This is a genomic window from Streptomyces sp. IMTB 2501 (assembly GCF_001953885.1).
Classification (GTDB): domain Bacteria; phylum Actinomycetota; class Actinomycetes; order Streptomycetales; family Streptomycetaceae; genus Streptomyces.
Genome location: NZ_MQUS01000010.1, coordinates 190,218 through 208,529, shown reverse-complemented (window position 1 = coordinate 208,529; position 18,312 = coordinate 190,218). Strand labels below are relative to the sequence as shown.

The 18,312-nt window shown below is 70.8% G+C and carries 19 protein-coding genes; 10 read left to right on the top strand and 9 right to left on the bottom strand.

Going from position 1 to position 18,312, the window contains the following annotated elements:
- Positions 1–99: 99 nt before the first annotated feature.
- The 4 genes from AV521_RS19505 to AV521_RS19490 are packed head-to-tail and all read right to left on the bottom strand — an operon-like array spanning position 100 to position 3,882.
- Entirely contained in the window at positions 100–555 is a 456-nt protein-coding gene (locus AV521_RS19505; protein WP_076089733.1) for a MaoC family dehydratase, read from the bottom strand.
- 15 nt (positions 556–570) lie between these two features.
- Entirely contained in the window at positions 571–2,079 is a 1,509-nt protein-coding gene (gene menE / locus AV521_RS19500; protein WP_076089732.1) for an o-succinylbenzoate--CoA ligase, read from the bottom strand.
- 10 nt (positions 2,080–2,089) lie between these two features.
- Entirely contained in the window at positions 2,090–2,965 is an 876-nt protein-coding gene (locus tag AV521_RS19495) for an amidohydrolase family protein (RefSeq protein WP_076089731.1), read from the bottom strand.
- Positions 2,965–3,882, bottom strand: a complete 918-nt coding sequence (locus AV521_RS19490) for an SDR family NAD(P)-dependent oxidoreductase (protein ID WP_076089730.1) — start codon at positions 3,880–3,882, stop codon at positions 2,965–2,967. Before AV521_RS19490 ends, AV521_RS19495 begins: the two co-directional genes overlap by 1 nt.
- Before the next feature lie 229 nt (positions 3,883–4,111).
- On the opposite strand from AV521_RS19490, the gene AV521_RS19485 reads away from it, so the two are divergent.
- The 4 genes from AV521_RS19485 to AV521_RS19470 all read left to right on the top strand — a co-directional run bounded on the left by AV521_RS19485 (position 4,112) and on the right by AV521_RS19470 (position 8,735).
- Positions 4,112–4,537, top strand: a complete 426-nt coding sequence (locus AV521_RS19485) for a MarR family winged helix-turn-helix transcriptional regulator (RefSeq protein WP_076089812.1) — start codon at positions 4,112–4,114, stop codon at positions 4,535–4,537.
- Positions 4,538–4,645: 108 nt separating this feature from the next.
- Positions 4,646–5,473, top strand: a complete 828-nt coding sequence (locus AV521_RS19480) for a PaaX family transcriptional regulator C-terminal domain-containing protein (RefSeq protein WP_079249319.1) — start codon at positions 4,646–4,648, stop codon at positions 5,471–5,473.
- A gap of 169 nt (positions 5,474–5,642) precedes the next feature.
- Complete coding sequence (locus AV521_RS19475) at positions 5,643–7,055, top strand: alpha/beta hydrolase (RefSeq protein WP_076089728.1); 1,413 nt, start codon at positions 5,643–5,645, stop codon at positions 7,053–7,055.
- A 15-nt stretch (positions 7,056–7,070) separates the two neighbouring features.
- Positions 7,071–8,735 carry an MFS transporter gene (locus tag AV521_RS19470; RefSeq protein WP_079249318.1) on the top strand — a complete coding sequence of 555 codons (1,665 nt, stop codon included), beginning with the start codon at positions 7,071–7,073 and terminating at the stop codon, positions 8,733–8,735.
- Here the strand turns inward: AV521_RS19470 and AV521_RS19465 are convergent.
- Positions 8,657–9,274: a TOPRIM nucleotidyl transferase/hydrolase domain-containing protein gene (locus AV521_RS19465; RefSeq protein WP_076089727.1), complete on the bottom strand. Its 618-nt coding sequence runs from the start codon at positions 9,272–9,274 to the stop codon at positions 8,657–8,659. The two genes, AV521_RS19470 and AV521_RS19465, sit on opposite strands and share 79 nt — an antisense overlap.
- A 176-nt stretch (positions 9,275–9,450) precedes the next feature.
- Between AV521_RS19465 and AV521_RS19460 the strand changes: the two genes are divergently transcribed.
- The 3 genes from AV521_RS19460 (at position 9,451) to AV521_RS19450 (ending at position 11,608) form a co-directional block, all read left to right on the top strand.
- Entirely contained in the window at positions 9,451–9,951 is a 501-nt protein-coding gene (locus AV521_RS19460) for a helix-turn-helix domain-containing protein (RefSeq protein ID WP_076089726.1), read from the top strand.
- A gap of 95 nt (positions 9,952–10,046) precedes the next feature.
- On the top strand, positions 10,047–10,553 hold the full coding sequence (locus AV521_RS19455) for an SRPBCC family protein (protein ID WP_076089725.1): 507 nt from the start codon (positions 10,047–10,049) through the stop codon (positions 10,551–10,553).
- The gene (locus tag AV521_RS19450; RefSeq protein WP_076089724.1) at positions 10,553–11,608 is read left to right on the top strand and encodes an LLM class flavin-dependent oxidoreductase; all 1,056 of its coding nucleotides are present in this window, start codon (positions 10,553–10,555) and stop codon (positions 11,606–11,608) included. The genes AV521_RS19455 and AV521_RS19450 overlap by 1 nt, the downstream gene beginning before the upstream one ends.
- Positions 11,609–11,708: 100 nt before the next feature.
- On the opposite strand, the gene AV521_RS19445 is transcribed toward AV521_RS19450, so the two are convergent.
- Both AV521_RS19445 and AV521_RS47730 read right to left on the bottom strand, forming a co-directional pair.
- Positions 11,709–12,452, bottom strand: coding sequence for an SDR family NAD(P)-dependent oxidoreductase (locus AV521_RS19445; RefSeq protein WP_076089723.1), 744 nt, complete (start codon positions 12,450–12,452; stop codon positions 11,709–11,711).
- Positions 12,453–12,483: 31 nt separating this feature from the next.
- Positions 12,484–13,155: a VC0807 family protein gene (locus tag AV521_RS47730; protein WP_143658627.1), complete on the bottom strand. Its 672-nt coding sequence runs from the start codon at positions 13,153–13,155 to the stop codon at positions 12,484–12,486.
- 222 nt (positions 13,156–13,377) lie between these two features.
- Here AV521_RS47730 and AV521_RS19435 point away from each other — a divergent pair, with 222 nt between their 5' ends.
- Entirely contained in the window at positions 13,378–14,691 is a 1,314-nt protein-coding gene (locus tag AV521_RS19435) for a sensor histidine kinase (RefSeq protein WP_076089721.1), read from the top strand.
- Positions 14,631–15,287 carry a response regulator transcription factor gene (locus AV521_RS19430; protein WP_076089720.1) on the top strand — a complete coding sequence of 219 codons (657 nt, stop codon included), beginning with the start codon at positions 14,631–14,633 and terminating at the stop codon, positions 15,285–15,287. The genes AV521_RS19435 and AV521_RS19430 overlap by 61 nt, the downstream gene beginning before the upstream one ends.
- A gap of 26 nt (positions 15,288–15,313) precedes the next feature.
- Here the strand turns inward: AV521_RS19430 and AV521_RS19425 are convergent, their stop codons facing one another.
- Entirely contained in the window at positions 15,314–15,718 is a 405-nt protein-coding gene (locus tag AV521_RS19425; RefSeq protein ID WP_076089719.1) for a class I SAM-dependent methyltransferase, read from the bottom strand.
- Positions 15,719–15,852: 134 nt separating this feature from the next.
- Positions 15,853–16,812: a helix-turn-helix transcriptional regulator gene (locus tag AV521_RS19420; RefSeq protein ID WP_076089718.1), complete on the bottom strand. Its 960-nt coding sequence runs from the start codon at positions 16,810–16,812 to the stop codon at positions 15,853–15,855.
- A 103-nt stretch (positions 16,813–16,915) separates the two neighbouring features.
- Between AV521_RS19420 and AV521_RS19415 the strand changes: the two genes are divergently transcribed.
- On the top strand, positions 16,916–18,148 hold the full coding sequence (locus AV521_RS19415; protein WP_256725623.1) for an alpha/beta hydrolase: 1,233 nt from the start codon (positions 16,916–16,918) through the stop codon (positions 18,146–18,148).
- The last annotated feature ends 164 nt before the right edge of the window (positions 18,149–18,312 follow it).

Sequence of the window (18,312 nt, the reverse complement as noted above, 5' to 3'; positions counted from 1 at the left end):
TTCGTACGGTGATGAAGACCAGCCACCTGGTTCCAGGGTTGTACGGGGATCTGTACGCGCCGGGCATCCCCCGGTCAGCCACTTCCCGTCGGTGGCGGGTCAGGCGTAGAAGCGGGACAGGCTCTGCAGGACGGCGGCGGGCTTCGTGCCGCCGTCCAACTCGATCGTGCCGTCGACGGTGATCTGAACGCCGCCGGGCACGTCCTCGACCGAGGCGAGCCGGGCGAGGAGCCGGATGCGGGATCCCACCTTCACCGGTGCGGGGAAACGCACCTTGTTCAGGCCGTAGTTGACCTTGGTGGTCACGCCCTGCACGTCCAGCAGTCCGGTGAAGAGTGGGATGAACAGGGACAGGGTGAGGTAGCCGTGCGCGATCGGTGCGCCGAAGGGGCCCTGGGCCGCTCGTTCCGGGTCGGTGTGGATCCACTGATGGTCGCCGGTGGCGTCGGCGAAGGTGTCGATGCGCTCCTGGGTGACCTCGATCCACTCGCTGGTGCCGAGGTCGCCGCCGGCGAGCTTCTTCAGTTCGTCCAGACCGATGACGGTGATGCTCATAAGTCGCCTTACTTATCAGGTGGTTGAGATTCCGCAGAGGTGCCGCACGCGGGACTTGAGGAGTTTTCCGGAGGCGGTGCGCGGGAGTTCGTCCGTGACCACCACCGACTTGGGGATCTTGTACTTGGCGAGCCGTCCGGCCAGTGAGGCCAGGATTTCCTCCGGGTCCGGTTCGGCACCCGCGGCGGGGACGACGACCGCACACGGCACCTCGCCCCATGTGTCGTCGGGGACGCCGATCACCGCGCACTCGGCGATGGCAGGGTGGGCGAGGAGCAGGTCCTCGATCTCGGCGGGGTAGATGTTCTCGCCACCGGAGATGATCATGTCCTTGATCCGGTCGACGATGCGCACATAACCGTCCTCGTCGACCCGGGCCGCGTCCCCGCTGCGGAACCAGCCGTCCGCGAAGGCCGCTTCCGTCTCCTCGGGCAGCCCCCAGTAGCCGGGCATGACATGCGGTCCGCGCACCATGACCTCGCCGGTCTCGCCGACGTCGACCGGGGTCAGGTCGGGCCGTACGACCCGTACGTCGCTGAAGAAGTGCGGTACGCCGGCCGAGCCCGCCTTGTCGGAGGCGTGCTCCGCGTCCAGGAAAAGCGTGCCGGGCGCGGCCTCGGTCATGCCGTAGCCCTGGAGGAAGGTGAGCCCGCGCTCCTGGTAGGCGGCGATGAGCGGGGTAGGCACCGGTGATCCGCCGCAGGTGAGGATGCGGAGCGAGGACAGGTCGGCCCCCGCCCAGCGTGGATGCCGGGCGATCCGGTCGAACATCGTCGGCACCCCGAACATGAAGGTGATCCGGTGCCGTTCGATCAGATGGAAGGTGGCCTCGGGGTCGAAGGCCTCCACCAGGACACAGGTGCCGCCCTTGAGCAGCACCGGCAGGGTCAGCATGTTCAGGCCGGCGGTGTGGAACAACGGGGCGGAGACCAGGGCGCGTTCGTCGGCGATCAGGTCGTGGTCGACCAGGACGTTGACGGCGTTCCAGGTGAGGTTGCCGTGGGTGAGCATCGCGCCCTTGGGGCGGCCGGTCGTCCCCGAGGTGTACATGATGATGCAGGTGTCGTCGGGGGTGACGGGTTCGTCGATCGGCTCGTCGGAGGCGGCTGCCAGGGCTTGCTCGTACGCGTCGCCGGTCTCGACATGGATCCGTAGGTCCGTGCTGCCCGCCAGTTCCGCGACGAGTCCGGCCTGTGCGGGGCCGTGGACCAGCGCCTTGGCGCCGGAGTCGGCGAGCTGGTAGGCGATCTCGGGGCCGGCGAGACGGGTGTTGAGGGGGACGAAGACGGCGCCGAGGGTGCCGGCAGCGAACAGGGTCTCCAGGTACGCGGGGTGGTTGGGGCCGAGGTGGGCGATGCGGTCGCCGCGTCTGATGCCCCGGGCGCGCAGGGCGTGCGCGAGGCGGGTGACACGGGTGTGCAGGGTGCGATAGTCGGTCGGCCGTTCCTCGTGGATCAGGGCTGTGCGGTGCGGGGTCTTGCGGGCCCTGCGGGCGGGCCACGATCCCAGTCCCTCGTTGCGCATCTGACGCCCCTTACGATGTCGTCAGCCCGAGCAAACGGGCCGCGTTCTCCTTCAGGATCTTCGGCCTGACCTCGTCCTTGACGGAGAGCTTCGCGAAGTCGGCCAGCCATCGGTCCGGGGTCAGCACCGGGAAGTCGGAACCGAACAGGACCTTGTCCTGCAGCAGCGTGTTGGCGTAGTGCACGAGCTGCGGCGGGAAGTACTTCGGCGACCAGCCGGACAGGTCGATGTGCACGCCGGGCTTGTGGGTCGCCACCGCCAGGGCCTCGTCCTGCCAGGGGAACGACGGGTGCGCCAGGATGATCTTCAGCTGCGGGAAGTCGGCGGCGACGTCGTCCACGTGCAGCGGGTTGGAGTACTTCAGACGGATGCCGCCTCCGCCAGGGACTCCGGCGCCGATGCCGGTCTGGCCGGTGTGGAAGAGCGCGATGGTGCCGGTCTCCTCGATCACCTCGTACAGGTCGTACGCCACCGTGCGGTCGTTCGGGAAGAAGCCCTGGATGCCGGGGTGGAACTTGAAGCCCTTCACCCCGTACTCCTCGACGAGCCGGCGGGCCTGCCGCACACCCGCCTTCCCGCGGAAGGGGTCGATGGAGGCGAACGGGATGAGAACGTCCGCGTTGGCCGCGGCGGCCTCGGCGACCTCCTCGTTGGGGACGGGCGCGGTGCCGGTGGCGGACTCCGCGTCCACCGTGAAGATGACGGCGGCCATCCGCCGCTCGCGGTAGTAAGCGGCGGTCTCCTCCAGCGTGGGCTTCCGCTTGCCCGCGACCTTGAAGTAGGCGGAGGAGGCGTCGTGCAGGTCGTCGTCCAGGGAGGAGTGGCCCTTGGCGGAGACCTCGGCGTGGGTGTGCACGTCGATGGCGACGAGGTGCTCGATGTCCATCACGCCTCCGGGAGCTTCGGGGCCGGAATGCCGACCGTCTGGAGCTCCGCGCCGACCGATGCCGGGAAGGCGTCGGCCAGGGTCTGGGGAGTCCAGCCGCCGTCGGCGTAGGCGGCCCGGATCTCCTGCGGATGCGACCACAGCGCCACCTTGTCCCCGCCGATGCCGATGCACTGGCCGGTGATGCCGCGGGCGGCCTCGGAGGCCAGGAAGGGGACGAGGGCCGCGCAGTCCTCGGGGGTGCCGAAGCCCTCCCCCTGACGCAGGAAGGCCGGCAGCGGTCGGCCTTTGTGGAGGGCCTCGATGTACGGGGCGAAGGCGGGGATGGTCTCGGTCATCGCGGTGGCGGCGACCGGCACGATCGCGTTGACGGTGATGTCCGCGCGGGCCAGTTCCATGGACCAGGTACGGGCCATGGCGGCGATCCCGGCCTTGGCGGCGGCGTAGTTGGTCTGGCCGAAGTTGCCGCGCTGCCCGGCCGGGGAGCCGACGAGGACGAGGGTGCCGCCCTCGCCCTGTTCGCGCATGCGGACGGCGGCGGCGCGGGCGCAGGTGAAGGTGCCCCTGAGATGGGTGGTGAGCACCGCGTCGAAGTCGTCGTCTGTCATCTTCCACAGCACCTTGTCGCGCAGGATGCCCGCGTTGGTGACGAGGATGTCGAGCCGGCCGAACTCCTCGACGGCGCGCCGCACCAGCCGGTCGGCCGCCTCGGCGGTGCCGACCGCGACCACTTCGGCGACGGCGGTGCCGCCCGCCTCGGTGAGGGACTTGACGGCCTGTTCGGCCACGGCTTCGTCGATGTCGTTGACGACCACGGACGCGCCGTGGGCGGCGAGGGCGTGCGCATAGGCGAGGCCGAGGCCACGGCCGCTGCCGGTGACGACGGCGGCCTTGCCGGTCAGATCGATGGGGGGCACGAGCGGATCCCTTCGCATGGGGTGCGACTGCGAGATCGAAGCTAAGAGCAATAGTTGATGTCGTCAATAGTTGTCGGCGACCTTCAGGTGCGTCATGCTGGAATCCGCACACGAGACCGACACGCCTCAGGGGAGCCGAGAACAGCCCCCCGAGACCGAGACCAGGGAGCCCGCCATCGCCCGCAAGCACACCGAGAACCCGACCCCCATCGACGCGGACGAGCCCTGGATGCGGGCACTGCACGCGGACACGGGCTATCTGCTGTACCGCCTGGGCCTGCGTTCCGGTCAGCTGTTCAACGCGTTCCTGCAGGAGTCGGGGCTGCGGCTGCGGCACTACGCCGTGCTGCGCTTCCTCGCCACCTGCGAGGGCGCACTCCAGCGCGAGCTGAGCGCCCGGCTCGGCTACGACCCGAGCGCGATCGTCGGCCTGGTGGACGACCTGGAGAAGCAGGGCTTCGCCGAGCGCCGCCCCGCCCCGGACGACCGCCGCAGCCGCATCGTCGTACTCAGCGAGGACGGCCGCGCGTTCCTCCGCGACACGGACCAGGCCGGCCTGCGGGTGACCGAAGAGCTGCTCACCCCGCTCTCCCTCGCCGAACGGGACACACTGCACACACTCTTGCTGCGCGCCGCCGGGGACGGGCTCGACTGACACCGCGGCCGACGGGCGCCGGCCCTCCGGCCATGGCCGTCGGCCACCCCGCGCCCGACCCACCGCCACCCGCCGCGCGTGTCGAGGAGAGACAGGGCCTCGTAATGTATCCGCGTGACCGGTCCCGCCCCGCGCCCCCAGTCCCTCCTGCTCAGCTTCCTCGGTGACGAGGTACTGGGCCGTGGGGTGTGCGTGTACACGGGGAGCGTCATCGAGGTGTTCCGGCGCGCCGGTGTCGGAGAGCAGGCCACCCGGTCCACCCTCACCCGCATGGTCGGCCGCGGTCTGCTGAGCCGACGACGGGAGGGCCGTCGGACCTACGTCGGCCTCACCGACCGCTCGGAGGCGATCCTGCGCGACGGTGAGCGGCGCATCTGGAAGACGGGCGCGGTCAACCGGGGCTGGGACGGGACCTGGACCCTGCTCGGCTTCTCGCTCCCGGAGTCATGGCAACGCCAACGGCACGACCTGCGCTCCCAGCTGACCTGGGCGGGCTTCGGCGCCCTGTTGAACGGGCTGTGGATCGCACCGGGTGAGGTCGACGTCTCCGGGATCGTCGCCGAACTGGGCCTGGCCGCACAGGTGAAGGTCTTCCGCGCCCACGCGGACGCCGGGATGGACATCGCCGAGATGATCGACGACACCTGGGACCTGCACGAACTGGCCGTCCGTTACCGGGACTTCGACACCGCGTGGCGGCCGTACGCCTCGGGGCGCGCGGACCTGGCCGTCGAGGACGCCCTCGCGCTGCGCCTCCGGCTCACGGCCGAGTGGCTCCAGGTCATCCGCGGCGATCCCCGGCTGCCGGAACGACACCTGCCGGCGGACTGGCCCGCCGCCGGGGCGGAGAAGACGTTCCGCGTGGTACACGCCGCGCTGGAAGCACCCGCCCGGGACGCGGCGCGCCGGCTGATCGAGACGATTGCGGTGACGTAACGCCTGTGGCGCTCCACCGCACCACCGCACACTCGCACCGGAACCGATGTTGTGCATTCTATTGACGGCCGCGAGAAATTCGCCCTACATTCCTCCACGCCTTCGTTCAGTGCACTGAGCATCTGCGAGGTCTCCGTCGCTCCACAGTCACCCACAAGGAGCCACTCTCATGCCTGCCGGCATCCGCCCCCGAACTCCCCGCACTCGCCTCCGCATCGCCCTGGCCACCCTGGCCACGCTGACGTCCGCGACCCTCGTCACCTCCCCCGCGCCGGCCGCCCAGGCGGACACGGCGGCCACCGCCCACCTCACCGGCACACTGTCCGACGGCGCCACCTGGATCGCGGACGTCCCCACCCACTGGAACGGCACCCTGCTGCTGTTCAGCCACGGCTTCGGCCCCACCGTCGCCCAGGACGCCCCCTCCGCCGCCGTACGAAGCGAGTTGCTCGCCGAGGGGTATGCGATGGCCGGGTCGTCGTACGACCCCCATGGCTCGATGTGGGCTTTGAACAGCGCGGAACACGACCAGTTCGGCACGCTCGACGCCGTCACCGCGAAGCTCGGCACCCCACGGCGCACGCTGGCGGTCGGGCAGTCCATGGGCGGGCTCGTCAACGCGCAGATCGCCCGCGACGGCGCCGGACGCGTCGACGGAGCGCTCGGCCTGTGCGGGCTGGTCGCGGGCGGCACCGACCTGGACAACTACCAGCTCGACGCGGAGTACGCCATCGCCCGGCTGCTCCTGCCGGGGCAGGAGGCCGGCCTGGTCCGTTTCGGTTCCGCCGACGACGCGGCCGCCACCGCCAAGAAGCTCACCGACGCGGTCACCACCGCTCAGGCCACCCCGCAGGGCCGCGCCCGGATCGCGCTGGCCGCGGCCTTCCTCAACCTGCCCGCCTGGGCGCCCGGACAGGACCGGCCCGCCCCGTCCGACTGGGTGAGGCAGGAGGATCAGCAGTACGTGTGGTTCGCGCAGGGCATCCTGTCGTTCGTCGAGGGCGGCCGGTACGCCGTCGAGCAGTCCGCCGGCGGCAACAACTCCTGGAACCGGGGCGTGGACTACGCCCGACTGCTCGCCGGTTCCGTCCACGCCCCGCAGGTCCGCGCCTTGTACCGGACGGCCGGACTCGATCTGGACGCCGACCTCGCGTCCCTGACCCGGAGCGCCTCGATCACCGCCGATCCGGCCGCGGTCCGCGCAGCGCAGCGCACCTCCTCCGCCGGTCAGGGGCTCGGCGTACCGCTGCTGGACGTGCACGCGATCGCCGACAACCTTGTCCCGGTCGAGCAGGAACGGCAGTTCGGCGACCGGGTGCGCAGGGCCGGGGACGGTGCGCTGCTGCGGCAGGCGTATGTCGAGCGACAGGGCCACTGCACGTTCACCACTGCCGAGACCGTGGCCGCGCTGCGCGCGCTCGAACACCGCGTCACCACCGGCCACTGGGACGACGCCGCGACCCCGGGCGCGCTACAGAAGTCCGCCACCGCGCTCGGTCTGGACGGCGCGGCGTACATCCCGTACCGCCCGGCGCAGCTGACGGTCGGCCGCGACCGCCCCAAGTACCCCACCCACCACTGACGTTGGGACCCGCTCATGTCCGACGCTTCCACTGCCCCACGTACGCCCCTCCCCCTCGGCACGCTCGTCGCCGGCTGTCTGGCCGTCTGCCTCGCCCAGATCGGCCTCGCGATACCGGCCACTCTCAACGGCCTGTTCCAGGAGCACCTCCATCCGGTGGGCTCCCAACTGACCTGGATCTCCGACGCGTTCCTGCTGCCCGTCGCCGTTCTCGAACTCTCCTTCGGCGTGCTCGGCGACCTCTTCGGCCGCAAGCAGCTCCTCGTCGGGGGCGCCGCACTGCTGTGCGCGGGCGAGGTCGTCGCCGCGAGCGCCTCCGGCATCCACCAGCTGTGGGCGGGGCAGGCGCTGGCCGGTCTCGGCGCCGCCGCGCTCTTCCCCACCTCGCTCGCCATGATCGCCGCCGGCACACACACCGGTGCCCAGCGCGCCCGCGCCATCGCCCTATGGGCCTCCAGCCTGTCCGCGGGCGGCTTCCTCGCCCCGCTGCTCGGCGGGATCACCGGCACCTACGGCTCCTGGAGAGCGGCGTTCGCGGTCGTCGCCGTACTGGCTGCGGTCAGCGCTCTGGTGAGCCTGTGGCTCGCCACCAACTCTCTTGCGCCGGAGGGGCGTTCGCTGGACATCGGCGGACAGATCACGATCGGTGTCGGGCTGTTCGCCCTGCTGTACGCCGTCATCCAGGGGCCGACGGACGGCTGGGGGTCGGCTCCGGTGGTCGTGGCGTTCGTGATCGCCTCGGTGTTCGTGGGCCTGTTCGTGGTCGCCGAGAGCCGGGCCGGCTCCCCTCTCCTGCGCCTGGACCTGTTCCGTAACCGTTCCTTCGCGATCGCGTCCGTCGTAGCGGTCGTGGGCATGTTCAGCTTCCTGGGCACGGCCTACGCGGCGAGCATCCGGCTAGGCCCCATCCAGCACCAGAGCCCGATGCGCACCGCGTTCGCGTTCCTGCTGCTCAACGGCATCACCCCGGTCCTCACCCCGCTGACCTCCCGGCTGCTGCACCGCTTGCCCGCGCGGGCGCTGCTCACCGCCGGTCTGACACTGATCGCCGCAGGGGACTTCCTGGCCGCCGGGCTCGCCGTCGGCGACCGGAACCTGCCCGCGCTGATCCTGCCGCTCGGGCTGGTCGGGATCGGCTTCGCCTTCACGGTGTCGTCGATCACCGCGACCGCCGTCAACACGGTGCCGCTGCCGCTCGCGGGCATGGCCAGCGCGGCCACCAACCTGCTGCGCGACTTCGGCTTCACCCTCGGCCCCGCGGTCATCGGCGCGGTCGCGCTGAGCCAGGCGGCCTCGCGGGTGACCTCCTCGCTGACCACCTCGTCATCGTTGAACGCGGAGTCGAAGGCGGCGGCACACGAGGTGCTGAAGGAGGGCGGCCCCCTCGCCCTGAACTCCGTCCCCACCAACTCCCCGCCGGGCGCGGCCCGCACCTACGCCCTCGACGCCCTCGGCCACGGCTACGCGCTCGGGTTCGTGGTCTGCGGCTCGGCCGCCCTCTTCTCAGCGCTGCTGGTCGTGACGGCACTGCGCGGGCGTACGACACAGGAGGACGCGTCGCGGCCGGACGACGGTACCGAGCAATCGACCTCGCCGAGCGCTCAGACGCCGGCGAGCAGGCCGTCGAGTGGGGCGGGTACGCGGCCGGGGTCGAGGGCTTCGACGAGGACACGGCCGTAGCGGATCTTGCGCCCTTTCTTCGTGCCGAGGAAGCGCCGCAACTGCTGCTGTGCGGTGCGACCCCGCTGTGCGGGCTGGCGCAGGAAGGTCTGCAGGGCGCGCAGGTCGCCCTCCGCCCGGACGAGTTCCTCCACCCGTGCCACGCCCAGCGCGCGGATCAGCTCGTCCTCCAGATCCGCCGCGCAGACGAAGAATCCTTGCTCTGCCGCGCCGGCCCGATCCAGGCCGCGGGCGTAGTAGCCACGCTCCCGCTCGTCGCACAGTCCCGTGAGGCGAAGCCCCAGGCCCGTGGGCCCGAGAAGGCGTGCGAAGCGCCCGACGCTCATCGCACCGCCCATCGGCAGGACACAGACCCCTTCGGCCGCCAGATCCCGGCCGCGACGGGCGGCCAGCGCGTCGACCGCGGCGACATCGCTCGGCCCTTCGAGCAGAACGGCCGTCCGGACGGACAGCCGCGCGGCCAGCTCGCACGCCGGCTCGCCGGGACCACCGGCCGCCCACACGGTGACTGCCTCCCGGAACGCCCCCATGTCAGCCATGGAACGAGCCTCCGCCCTTTCCGGCCACCACGCCAGGGATTTTCCGCCGCCCGCGTCCGGCCCACCAGCCTCGGGGACACCTTGGTCGACCGTCGGCACGAAGCGCGACCGTCGTCGGCCAGGCGAGGATTCATCTGCTGAGTTTCTTCGTGAGACTGGCGCCTATCATCGGGAACATGAAACGAACGTCGTTCGCCAACTGGCCGTGTTCCATCGCTCGCACTCTTGACCTGCTGGGTGACCACTGGACGCCCCTCGTCGTACGGGAGGCGTTCTACGGCATTCACCGCTTCGACGAATTCCAGCAGGAGCTGGGCATCGCGCGTAACACCCTGACCGACCGGCTGCGCCGCCTGGTGGAGGAGGAGGTGCTGGAGAAGCGGCTCTACGAGAGCGAGCCGCCCCGCTATGACTACGTTCTCACGGAGAAGGGACGTGACCTCTTCACCGTGCTGGCCACGATGTCCAGATGGGGTGACCGTTGGCTGGCCGGCGAGGAGGGCGTCCCGGTCGTGTTCCACCACGACGCGTGCGGCCACGACACCACCGCCGAGGTGGTGTGCTCCGTCTGCCGCAGGCCCCTGGCGGCCCAGGAGACGTCGATGCGGATGGGGCCCGGCTATCCCGAGCGACTCAAGCGCAGACCGGATGTCGTGCGACGATTCGGGGCGGCCTGATCACAACCGCCGGCCCTGTGACGCCCCCTTGACAGGTAAGTCTCATATCGCAACTCTGAAGGTCACACCCCTTTACAGCGAGGAGGCCTGCGGACGTGGAGTGGACGGGCGCGCGCTACGTGGACAAACCCACGGTCGAGGTACGAACCTGGATCGACGCCACGACGGAGCGGGTGTGGGCACTGATCAGCGACATCACCTTGATGCCTGCCATGAGTGGGGAACTCGAGTCCGTCGCATGGCTCGACGGTGCCGATGCTCCGGCCGTGGGCGCCAGGTTCGTCGGCCGCAGCAGGCACGAGGCGTTCGGTGAATGGTCGACGACTTCGCATGTGATCGAGTGCGAACCGGAGCGGGTTCTCGCCTGGGCGGTGCAGGACCCCGCCACCCCCTCCGCGATCTGGCGCTTCCGCCTTCGCCCCGAGAACGGGGGGACGGAGCTTTCGGAGTGGATGCAACTGGGCCCGGGGCGCTCCGGGCTGTCCGTCGCGATCGACCGGATGCCCGAGAAGGAGCAGAAGATCGTGTTCGTGCGGCTGCGCGAGTTCGAGCGGAGCATCGCCTCGACGCTTGAGCACATCAAGAAGCAGGCGGAGGCGTGATGCGTACGGCCACCACGATCGAGGCCTCGGGCAGCGAGAACTGGGCTCAGCAGGCGGACTTCGTCGTCGAGGCGGAGAAACTGGGCCTGGACATCTGCTGGGTGGCCGAGGCCTGGGGCTCCGACGCCCCCTCCGCGCTGGGCTACTACGCCGCCCTCACCGACCGAATGCTCCTGGGCTCCGGCGTCATACAGCTGGGCACCCGCAGCCCGGCCGCCGTCGCACAGACCGCGATCACGCTGTCCAACCTCTCCGGTGGGCGCTTCCTGCTCGGGCTGGGCGCCTCGGGCCCGCAGGTGATGGAGGGCCTGCACGGGGTGCCGTTCGCCCGGCCCCTGCGCCGTATGCGGGAGACCGTCGACATCGTCCAGCAGCTGGTCAACGGCGGCAAACTCGCCTACTCGGGCAGGGAGTTCACCATCCCCCTGCCCGGCGGCGAAGCGGTGCCCATGCGGCTGTCCATGCGGGCCGAGCATCGCATCCCCCTCTATCTGGCGGCGCTGTCACCGGCCATGTTGCGTCTCACCGGGGAAGTCGCCGACGGCTGGCTGGGGACCAGCTTCGTCCCCGAAGGCGCGGACGGTGCCTACTTCGCCCACCTCGACGACGGCCTGGCCCGCAGCGGTCGTACACGCGGCGACCTGGACGTCTGCCAGGGCGCCGAGGTCGCCTTCGCGCCCGACGAGGAGTCCCTCGGCGCGATGACCGCCCGGCGCAAGAAGGAACTCGCCTTCAGCCTGGGCGGCATGGGCTCGGCGTCCACCAACTTCTACAACAACGCCTACAGCAGGCAGGGCTGGGCCGAGGTCGCCGCCGAGGTGCGTGAGCGGTGGCAGGCCGGTGACCGGGACGGCGCGGCGGCGCTGGTCACCGACGACATGGTCCTGGGCACGACGCTGATCGGCACCGCAGCCATGGTGCGCGAGCGGCTGCGGGTGTGGCGTGCCGCCGGCGTCGACACCGTGCGTCTGTACCCGGCCGGCGACACCATGGAAGCCCGGCTCGCCACCTTGGCCCAGGCGATCGAGCTGGTGCGGGAGGTCGACGGCTCCTGATGAGCGTTGCCGGTCACAGCGCCCCTCGCGCGGGTCACCGCAATTGCCAGTCGAGGCATCCCGAAAGGCGGCGGCTCCGCGCCCGGCGAGCGGGCGGCGTTCACGTGTCGGTGCGTACCAGGTCGAGCCGCGGAAAGGCCACCGGCTCGGGGGCACGGCCTGCCTGCAGTACATACGCGCACCCCGCCTCCTCGCTCGCCGCGATCTCGGCGACCGACGCCGCGATCTCGGCAGGCTCCGCCAGGGCGAAGCCCTCGCCGACGATGTAGTCGATCGCCTCCGGCGGCAGGATCGGCGTGCGGACGAACCCCGGGCAGATCGCATTGATCCGCACACCCTTGTCCCGCCACGTCGGGGCCAGCGAGCGGACCAACCCGATCACGCCGTACTTGGTGGCCGCGTACACCGGGTCGAAGGGCGCCATGCCGACCCCGGCCATGCTGGAGGTGACCACCAGTGAACCCCCGCCATGTGCGGACAGCACCGGAAGTGCCGCGTGCAGCCCGAACATCACGCCGTGCAGGTTCACCGCCAGCACCCGGTGCTGCCGCTCCGCGTCGTAGTCGTCCTGGCCGAACCCGCCGCCGTCGCCGATCCCGGCGTTGAGGTGGACGAAGTCCAGCCCGCCGTAAGCCGCCACGGTGGCGTCGATCAGCGCCAGGTTGTCCTTCTCCCGCGTGGTGTCGGTACGGACGAACAGCCCGCCCACCTCCTCGGCGACGGCGGCACCGCCCGCCTCGTCGATGTCCGCCACGACCACCTGCGCACCGAGGCGGCCGAAGTGCCGCGCCACCGCCGCACCGATCCCGCTCGCCGCACCCGTGACCACTGCTACCTGCGCCATGCCCCTGCTCCTCCGTGTTCCTGATGGACCGTCAGACCGCTGTCCCCGCCGCTGCGGCCTCGTTGTGGATGATGGCTATCCGGGCCGGCTTGCGCCCGTAGCGACGGCTGAAGACCTCCAGGGTCACGAACAGCGCGACGTACTGGAGCGTGGTCACCAGCATCACCGAGTCGATGGGCAGCGTGTAGGCGAGCACGACCCGCACGACCGAATCCAGCAGCAGACCCATCCCCCACACCACGGTCAGCAGCCGCATCAGCCGGCGGAAGGTGGGCGATGCCTGCCAGTTGCGTTCCAGCTCCTCACGCTTCTCTCCCTTCGCCACGGACGACAGGACCCGGTAGATGATCGGCTGCCCGCGCAGCGTGGCCAGGAACACCAGCCCGACGATTCCCGTCATCCAGCCGTCCTTGGCGAACATGAACCGTGGGCTCCCGGTCACCAGCGACAGCACCGCACCCAGGGCGACCATGCTGAGGACCAGGACGCCCAGCATCCCGACGCGCCGCTCCCGTGCCACTGTCAGCAGCGCCTCCACGGTCGGCGGCACGGCGCTCGCCAGCACCGCCCACCACAGGCCGACTCCGGCCGCCCGCAGGCCGTAGAACATCGCCAGCGGCGCAGCGACGTTCAGCACCAGGCTCTGCAGCAGCGGCCCGTTCGACGACCCCTCGGGCTTCTTCGCCATGTGCATCCCCGTCATGTCCTTCACCCTGACCCCTGGTTCGTGATCCGTGTCCGTTCTTGATGTCTTCGACGCTACGGACCCGCGGGAACGCGCACATTGGGCTCAGGCACCGAGTCGGAGTGGGGCTAGGCCCACCCCCGAGCGGGACCCGGACACACCCTGTCCGGCCTAAGTGCGCGTCACACTGGTGAACCGGTGCAGACGACGAACCGCGAAACCCTTTGGAAAGGCAGGCCGATGACCACCACCGCCGGACGCGCCGTCGGCACCGCCCTGCGGCGCTTCGGCCGGCGACACCGGGAACTGGGGTACTGCTGGGGAGTCGGCTGGTGCAGCCCGGCGGCCCTGGTGATGCTGTTCATCTGTCTGCCGGCCTGGCTCTTCACGGACGGTGACCCGGACCAGGGCTGGCTGCACGCGATGCGCAGGCTGACCGGCCTCTACCGCAGGGTGCCCGCGCGCTGGGGCGGTACGGCCGTCGTGAGCCCCTATCTCCATGACAGCCCACCGCGCGAGGACCCGGCCACCCGCCGTGACCTGTTCTTCCTCGCACTGGAGCCACTCATCGGGGCGGTGGTGCTGCTCGGCCCCAGCGCGATGGTGTGGTACGGCCTCTTCGACCTGCTCGCCTCGGGCATCGTCGCAATCTTCGGCGGCGAAGGCGGCGTGTCCCACGCCTCGGTGTTCGACGCACCGGCCGTGGCACTACCCAGTGGCCTCGCCCTCTACTACGCCGGGCTGCGGCTGGCCGCTCCCGCCTCGCGCCTGCACGCCCGCCGCTGGCTGCCCCGGCTGCTCGGCCCGGACCCTTCCGTCGCCGCCGAGGTGGAACGCCGCCGGCTGGCCGAACGGGTCGAGGAGCTGACCGAGACCCGCGCCGCCGCCGTGGACAGCCGCGAGGCGGAACTGCGCCGTATCGAACGCGACCTCCACGACGGTGCGCAGGCCCGGCTGGTGGCCATGGGCCTCGCACTCGGCGCGCTGGAGACACTGATGGAGACAGACCCGGACCGGGCGCGCGAGCTGGTGCGGCAGACGCGCGAGAACTCCGCGCGCGCCCTGACCGAGCTGCGCGCCCTGGTGCGCGGCATCAACCCACCGGTACTGGCCGAGCGCGGACTCGTCGACGCGCTGCGTGCGCTCGCGCTGGACGCCCCGTTGGAAGCCGAGGTCGCTGCCGACGGGCTGACGGGCCGTCCGGAGGGGCCGATCGAGGCGGCGCTGTACTTCGCCGTCGCCGAGCTGCTGACCAATGCGGCCCGGCACGGGGACGCGGCACACGCCCGCGTCGAACTGAGGCACACCGGCCAAGTGCTGCGCTGCACTGTGTGGGACGACGGTTGCGGGGGCGCCCACGAGGAGGAAGGGCCCGTGCTCGGGGCGGGCGGCAGCGGCCTGCGCGGCATCCGCCGACGCCTGTCGGCCTTCGACGGTAGCATCGCCATCCGGAGCCCGGCCGGAGGGCCGACCCTGGTGACGATGGAGCTGCCTTGCGTGTTGTCCTCGCCGAAGACCTCTTCCTCCTCCGGGAAGGGCTCTGCACCCTCCTGACGGCGCACGGCTTCACCGTGGCCGCCGCCGTGGCCAGCGGGCCGGAGCTGCGCCGCGCCCTGGCCGAGATGGAGTTGGACGTCGCCGTGGTGGACGTACGGCTTCCGCCCACCTTCACCGACGAGGGCCTGCAGGCGGCGCTGGAGGCCCGCCGCCGCCGACCGGGACTGCCCGTGCTCGTACTCTCGCAGCACGTCGAGCAGTTGTACGCACGCGAGCTGCTGGCCGACGGCACGGGAGGCATCGGCTATCTCCTCAAGGACCGAGTGCTCGGCGCCGCAGAGTTCGTCGAAGCCGTACGACGCGTGGCGGACGGCGGCACCGCCATGGACCCCGAGGTCGTGGCCAAACTGCTCGGCGGCCGCCACCGCGACGACCCCCTGGCCACGCTCACACCGCGCGAGCGGGAGGTGCTGGCGCTGATGGCCGAGGGATATTCCAACGCCGCCATCGCCGCCCGGCTGTTCATCAGCGAGAGCGCCGTCGGCAAGCACTCGGCGAGCATCTTCGGCAAGCTCGGCATCACCGCCTCCGAGGAGACCAACCGCCGGGTCCTGGCTGTGCTGGCCCATCTGAACGGGTCCGCCCGTCAATGACCCGCGCGGGTCAGCACTCCCTGTCGCTACCGCCTTCGCCGCGCCCGTACGTAGGTGAGCCACGGCCGCACAGCGCCGCGGCCGTTCAGCTCGAAGCCGACGTCAGTGACGAGCGTCTCCAGCAGGTCCACCCGGTTGTGTGCCATGGCGTGGGCCACCCCGCCGTGCACCAGGCGGCGGCCGATCCGGCTCTTCGGCGGCCGGAACTCCACCACCAGCAGCCGCCCGCCGGGCCGTAGCACCCGGTACATCTCGCGCAGGGCCGCGGGCCGCAGCTCCTCCGGCAGGTGGTGCAGCATCAGGCTGGTGACGACGGTGTCGAAAGAGGCATCCGGAAAGTCGAGGGACTCGGCGATGCCCTCCCGGTAGACACAGGGGGCACTGTCCGGGCGACTCCTCCTGCTGCGGGCGTACGCGAGGACCGGCGGCAACCGGGGGTGCGTGCCGCTGGAGTGCGTTCACTGGAGCGCGTTACTAGTGCGCTCTAGTGGCCCGTACTATGAGGCGGCCTACGGTCGGTGTCAATAGATATGTCAGGACGTTCCAACAAGGGTCGCCAAGGGCTTCAGGGGTTCTGCCCCAACAGCAGGCTGCCCAGCGCGGTGCGGCGATGCAGGACTGCCTTCCCGGCACGCTCGGTGGAGATCAGTCCGGCGCCGCGAAGGGCCGCTGTGTGGGCCGAGATCGTCGGGGCACTGACACGGAGCCGTCGGGCGAGTTCGGTCGTCGTACGTGCTTCGGCCAGCAGATGCAGCAGTTCTGCGCGCGTGTTGCCGATCACCTTGACCAGTGCCTGAAAGCCGGTGGAGCCGTCGGGCTGCGGCGGAAGGCCAGGGCCGACCGGGTAGGTGACCACGACCGGGCGGTCCGGGAGGTCACACAGCAGCGGCCCTCCGGCCCCGTGGAAGGTCGGCAGCAGGAGGAGCCCTCGCCCACCGACGTGGACTTCCCGAGGCATGCCGGGAAGTTCCCAGACGCTACCGTGCAAGCGCGCGCCGGGTAGTAGCCCGGAGAGCATCGAACCGACACCGCCTTCGGCGAGTTGCACGGCTCGGCGCACGAACTCGGCGCGGTGCAGATCCTGCACCTGTGCCCAGACAGGACCCAGCAGCGCCTCGAACGCCGCGTGCTGCGCGCGGTGGATCAGCCGCCAGGCCCGGCTGTCGCCCCGCCGCAGGTCGTGGATCCATGCCGGTGCGGGAATCCGGGTGGGCGCGTAGACACGCTCCAGTTCGGCGCTCACCACCTTGGGCGGGGCCGAGCGCACCTGTTCCAGAGCGTCCGGCAGGGAGTCCGCCATCACGTCCAGGAAGCTCGGCGCTCGCCCGGCCGGGACGAGATCCGCAAGCGGGTGGGCCGCCTCCGGCAGGGTACGCAGCGCCTTGCGTCGCCAAGATCCGTGCAGGAGTTCGCCGTCCTGGCGGCACATCATCGTCAGCGCCACGTGGAGTTCCTGGAGCGGGGCGGGCCGAGGCGCAAGGCTGACCTTGGCGAAGTCGTCCGGCGTGAAGTGGATCCGGAGCACGACGCCCCCTGTTCGTCGACACGGACGCCGTCCACGGCGCCATCCTTGAGCCTCCAAGCTAAACGATCGCCCACGCTGCGCCAGGCGGGCCAGCATGTGCCGCGTGACCCACGACTTCTCCCTCAGCCGACGCCTCGTCACCAAGTCCGCCCTGCTGGGCTCCGCCACGCTGTTGCTCGGTGCCGGGGGCCCTGCCCAAGCCGGATCCCGGGCCGCCGCCGCGGCACCGGCCCGGAACGATGCCGTACTCCGCCTGCCTGCGCCCACCGGCCGCCACCCCGTGGGGTGTCAGTCGGTCTACCTCGTCGACACCTCCCGGCCTGACCCCCTGACGCCCGAATTCCCGGTTCGGGAGCTGATGTTGACGGTCTTCTACCCGGCTCGCGACGTCACCGGACTCGCCCGCGCTCCGCAGCTCCCGCCGCGAGCGGCAGGCCTGTTCGGACGGATCGCTCCACTCGGCCCCCTCCATCTGCCGGCGGCGGGCGTGGACTGGCGTGCCACTCTGTCCCACTCGTTCGTGGGCGCCACACCGCGGCCGGGCCGGCGCCCGGTGCTCGTGTACAGCCCGGGTGGCGGCGACCCTCGCGGGTGGGGGACCTCCTTGGCCGAGGACCTGGCCAGTCATGGCGCCGTCGTCGTCACGGTCGACCACCCCGGGGACGCGGCCGCGGTCGAGTTCCCGGATGTCACCCCGTTCAGGCGGGATCGGGTTCGTATGACAGTCCTGCGCGGCGATCCGCGGGACCAGCCGTCCTTGTGGCGCACCGTGATCGACGCACGGATCGCCGACCTGCACTTCGTCCTCGACCGGTTCGAGCACGCGGCCGACCTGCCGCTGCCACATGGGCTCGCCCGCACGCTCGATCTGAGTCGCGTCGGCGTATACGGCCACTCGGCCGGCGGAAGTGCCGTCACCGAGGTGCTCTTCGAGAACCGGCGGGTCCGCGCCGGCATCAATCTGGAGGGTTACCTCGATTACCCGCCCACCACGCCCGGCGGCGCTGCCACGCCGTTCCCTGTGACGTCGGAGGGAGTGGACCGTCCGCTGTTCCTGCTGGGCAGTGCCGGGTTCAATCGCCGACGCGAAATGGATCGCTCCTGGTCGGCCCTGACTACTCGCTCGGGCCGACGGGTACGCACCGAGCGCATCGCCGACGCCAACCACTGGATCTTCACCGACTACGCCGCGGTGCTTCCGCAGCTCCAGACAGCAGGGCTGATGACAGCACGGCAACGGAACGCTCTGATCGGCACGGTCAGCCCTACGGTCTCGGTGCCGGAGATCCGCCACGCCGTCCGCGGGTTCTTCGCACAGCACCTGACCGCCCACTGATCCGCAAGAGCGGAGCTCAGGCGACATCTGCTTGTGGCGGCCCCTGCTGCAGGCGCGAAACCCGAGAAGCCAAGTGGGTTGGCAAGGAGGGAGGTTGACCACGTCTGCGTGATGCGCGGATGACTGGCGCGACGGGGGCGGCGCGGGCACGGCGGGGCCTCGTC

Excerpts from the sequence above, each read along its gene's own strand:
- menE (WP_076089732.1), bottom strand. The coding sequence starts at position 2,079 with ATGCGCAACGAGGGACTGGGATCGTGGCCCGCCCGCAGGGCCCGCAAG.
- AV521_RS19505 (WP_076089733.1), bottom strand. The coding sequence starts at position 555 with ATGAGCATCACCGTCATCGGTCTGGACGAACTGAAGAAGCTCGCCGGC.
- AV521_RS47730 (WP_143658627.1), bottom strand. The coding sequence starts at position 13,155 with ATGACGGGGATGCACATGGCGAAGAAGCCCGAGGGGTCGTCGAACGGG.
- AV521_RS19470 (WP_079249318.1), top strand. The coding sequence starts at position 7,071 with ATGTCCGACGCTTCCACTGCCCCACGTACGCCCCTCCCCCTCGGCACG.
- AV521_RS19475 (WP_076089728.1), top strand. The coding sequence starts at position 5,643 with ATGCCTGCCGGCATCCGCCCCCGAACTCCCCGCACTCGCCTCCGCATC.
- AV521_RS19495 (WP_076089731.1), bottom strand. The coding sequence starts at position 2,965 with ATGGACATCGAGCACCTCGTCGCCATCGACGTGCACACCCACGCCGAG.
- AV521_RS19435 (WP_076089721.1), top strand. The coding sequence starts at position 13,378 with ATGACCACCACCGCCGGACGCGCCGTCGGCACCGCCCTGCGGCGCTTC.
- AV521_RS19465 (WP_076089727.1), bottom strand. The coding sequence starts at position 9,274 with ATGGCTGACATGGGGGCGTTCCGGGAGGCAGTCACCGTGTGGGCGGCC.
- AV521_RS19450 (WP_076089724.1), top strand. The coding sequence starts at position 10,553 with ATGCGTACGGCCACCACGATCGAGGCCTCGGGCAGCGAGAACTGGGCT.
- AV521_RS19445 (WP_076089723.1), bottom strand. The coding sequence starts at position 12,452 with ATGGCGCAGGTAGCAGTGGTCACGGGTGCGGCGAGCGGGATCGGTGCG.
- AV521_RS19460 (WP_076089726.1), top strand. The coding sequence starts at position 9,451 with ATGAAACGAACGTCGTTCGCCAACTGGCCGTGTTCCATCGCTCGCACT.
- AV521_RS19485 (WP_076089812.1), top strand. The coding sequence starts at position 4,112 with ATGCGGGCACTGCACGCGGACACGGGCTATCTGCTGTACCGCCTGGGC.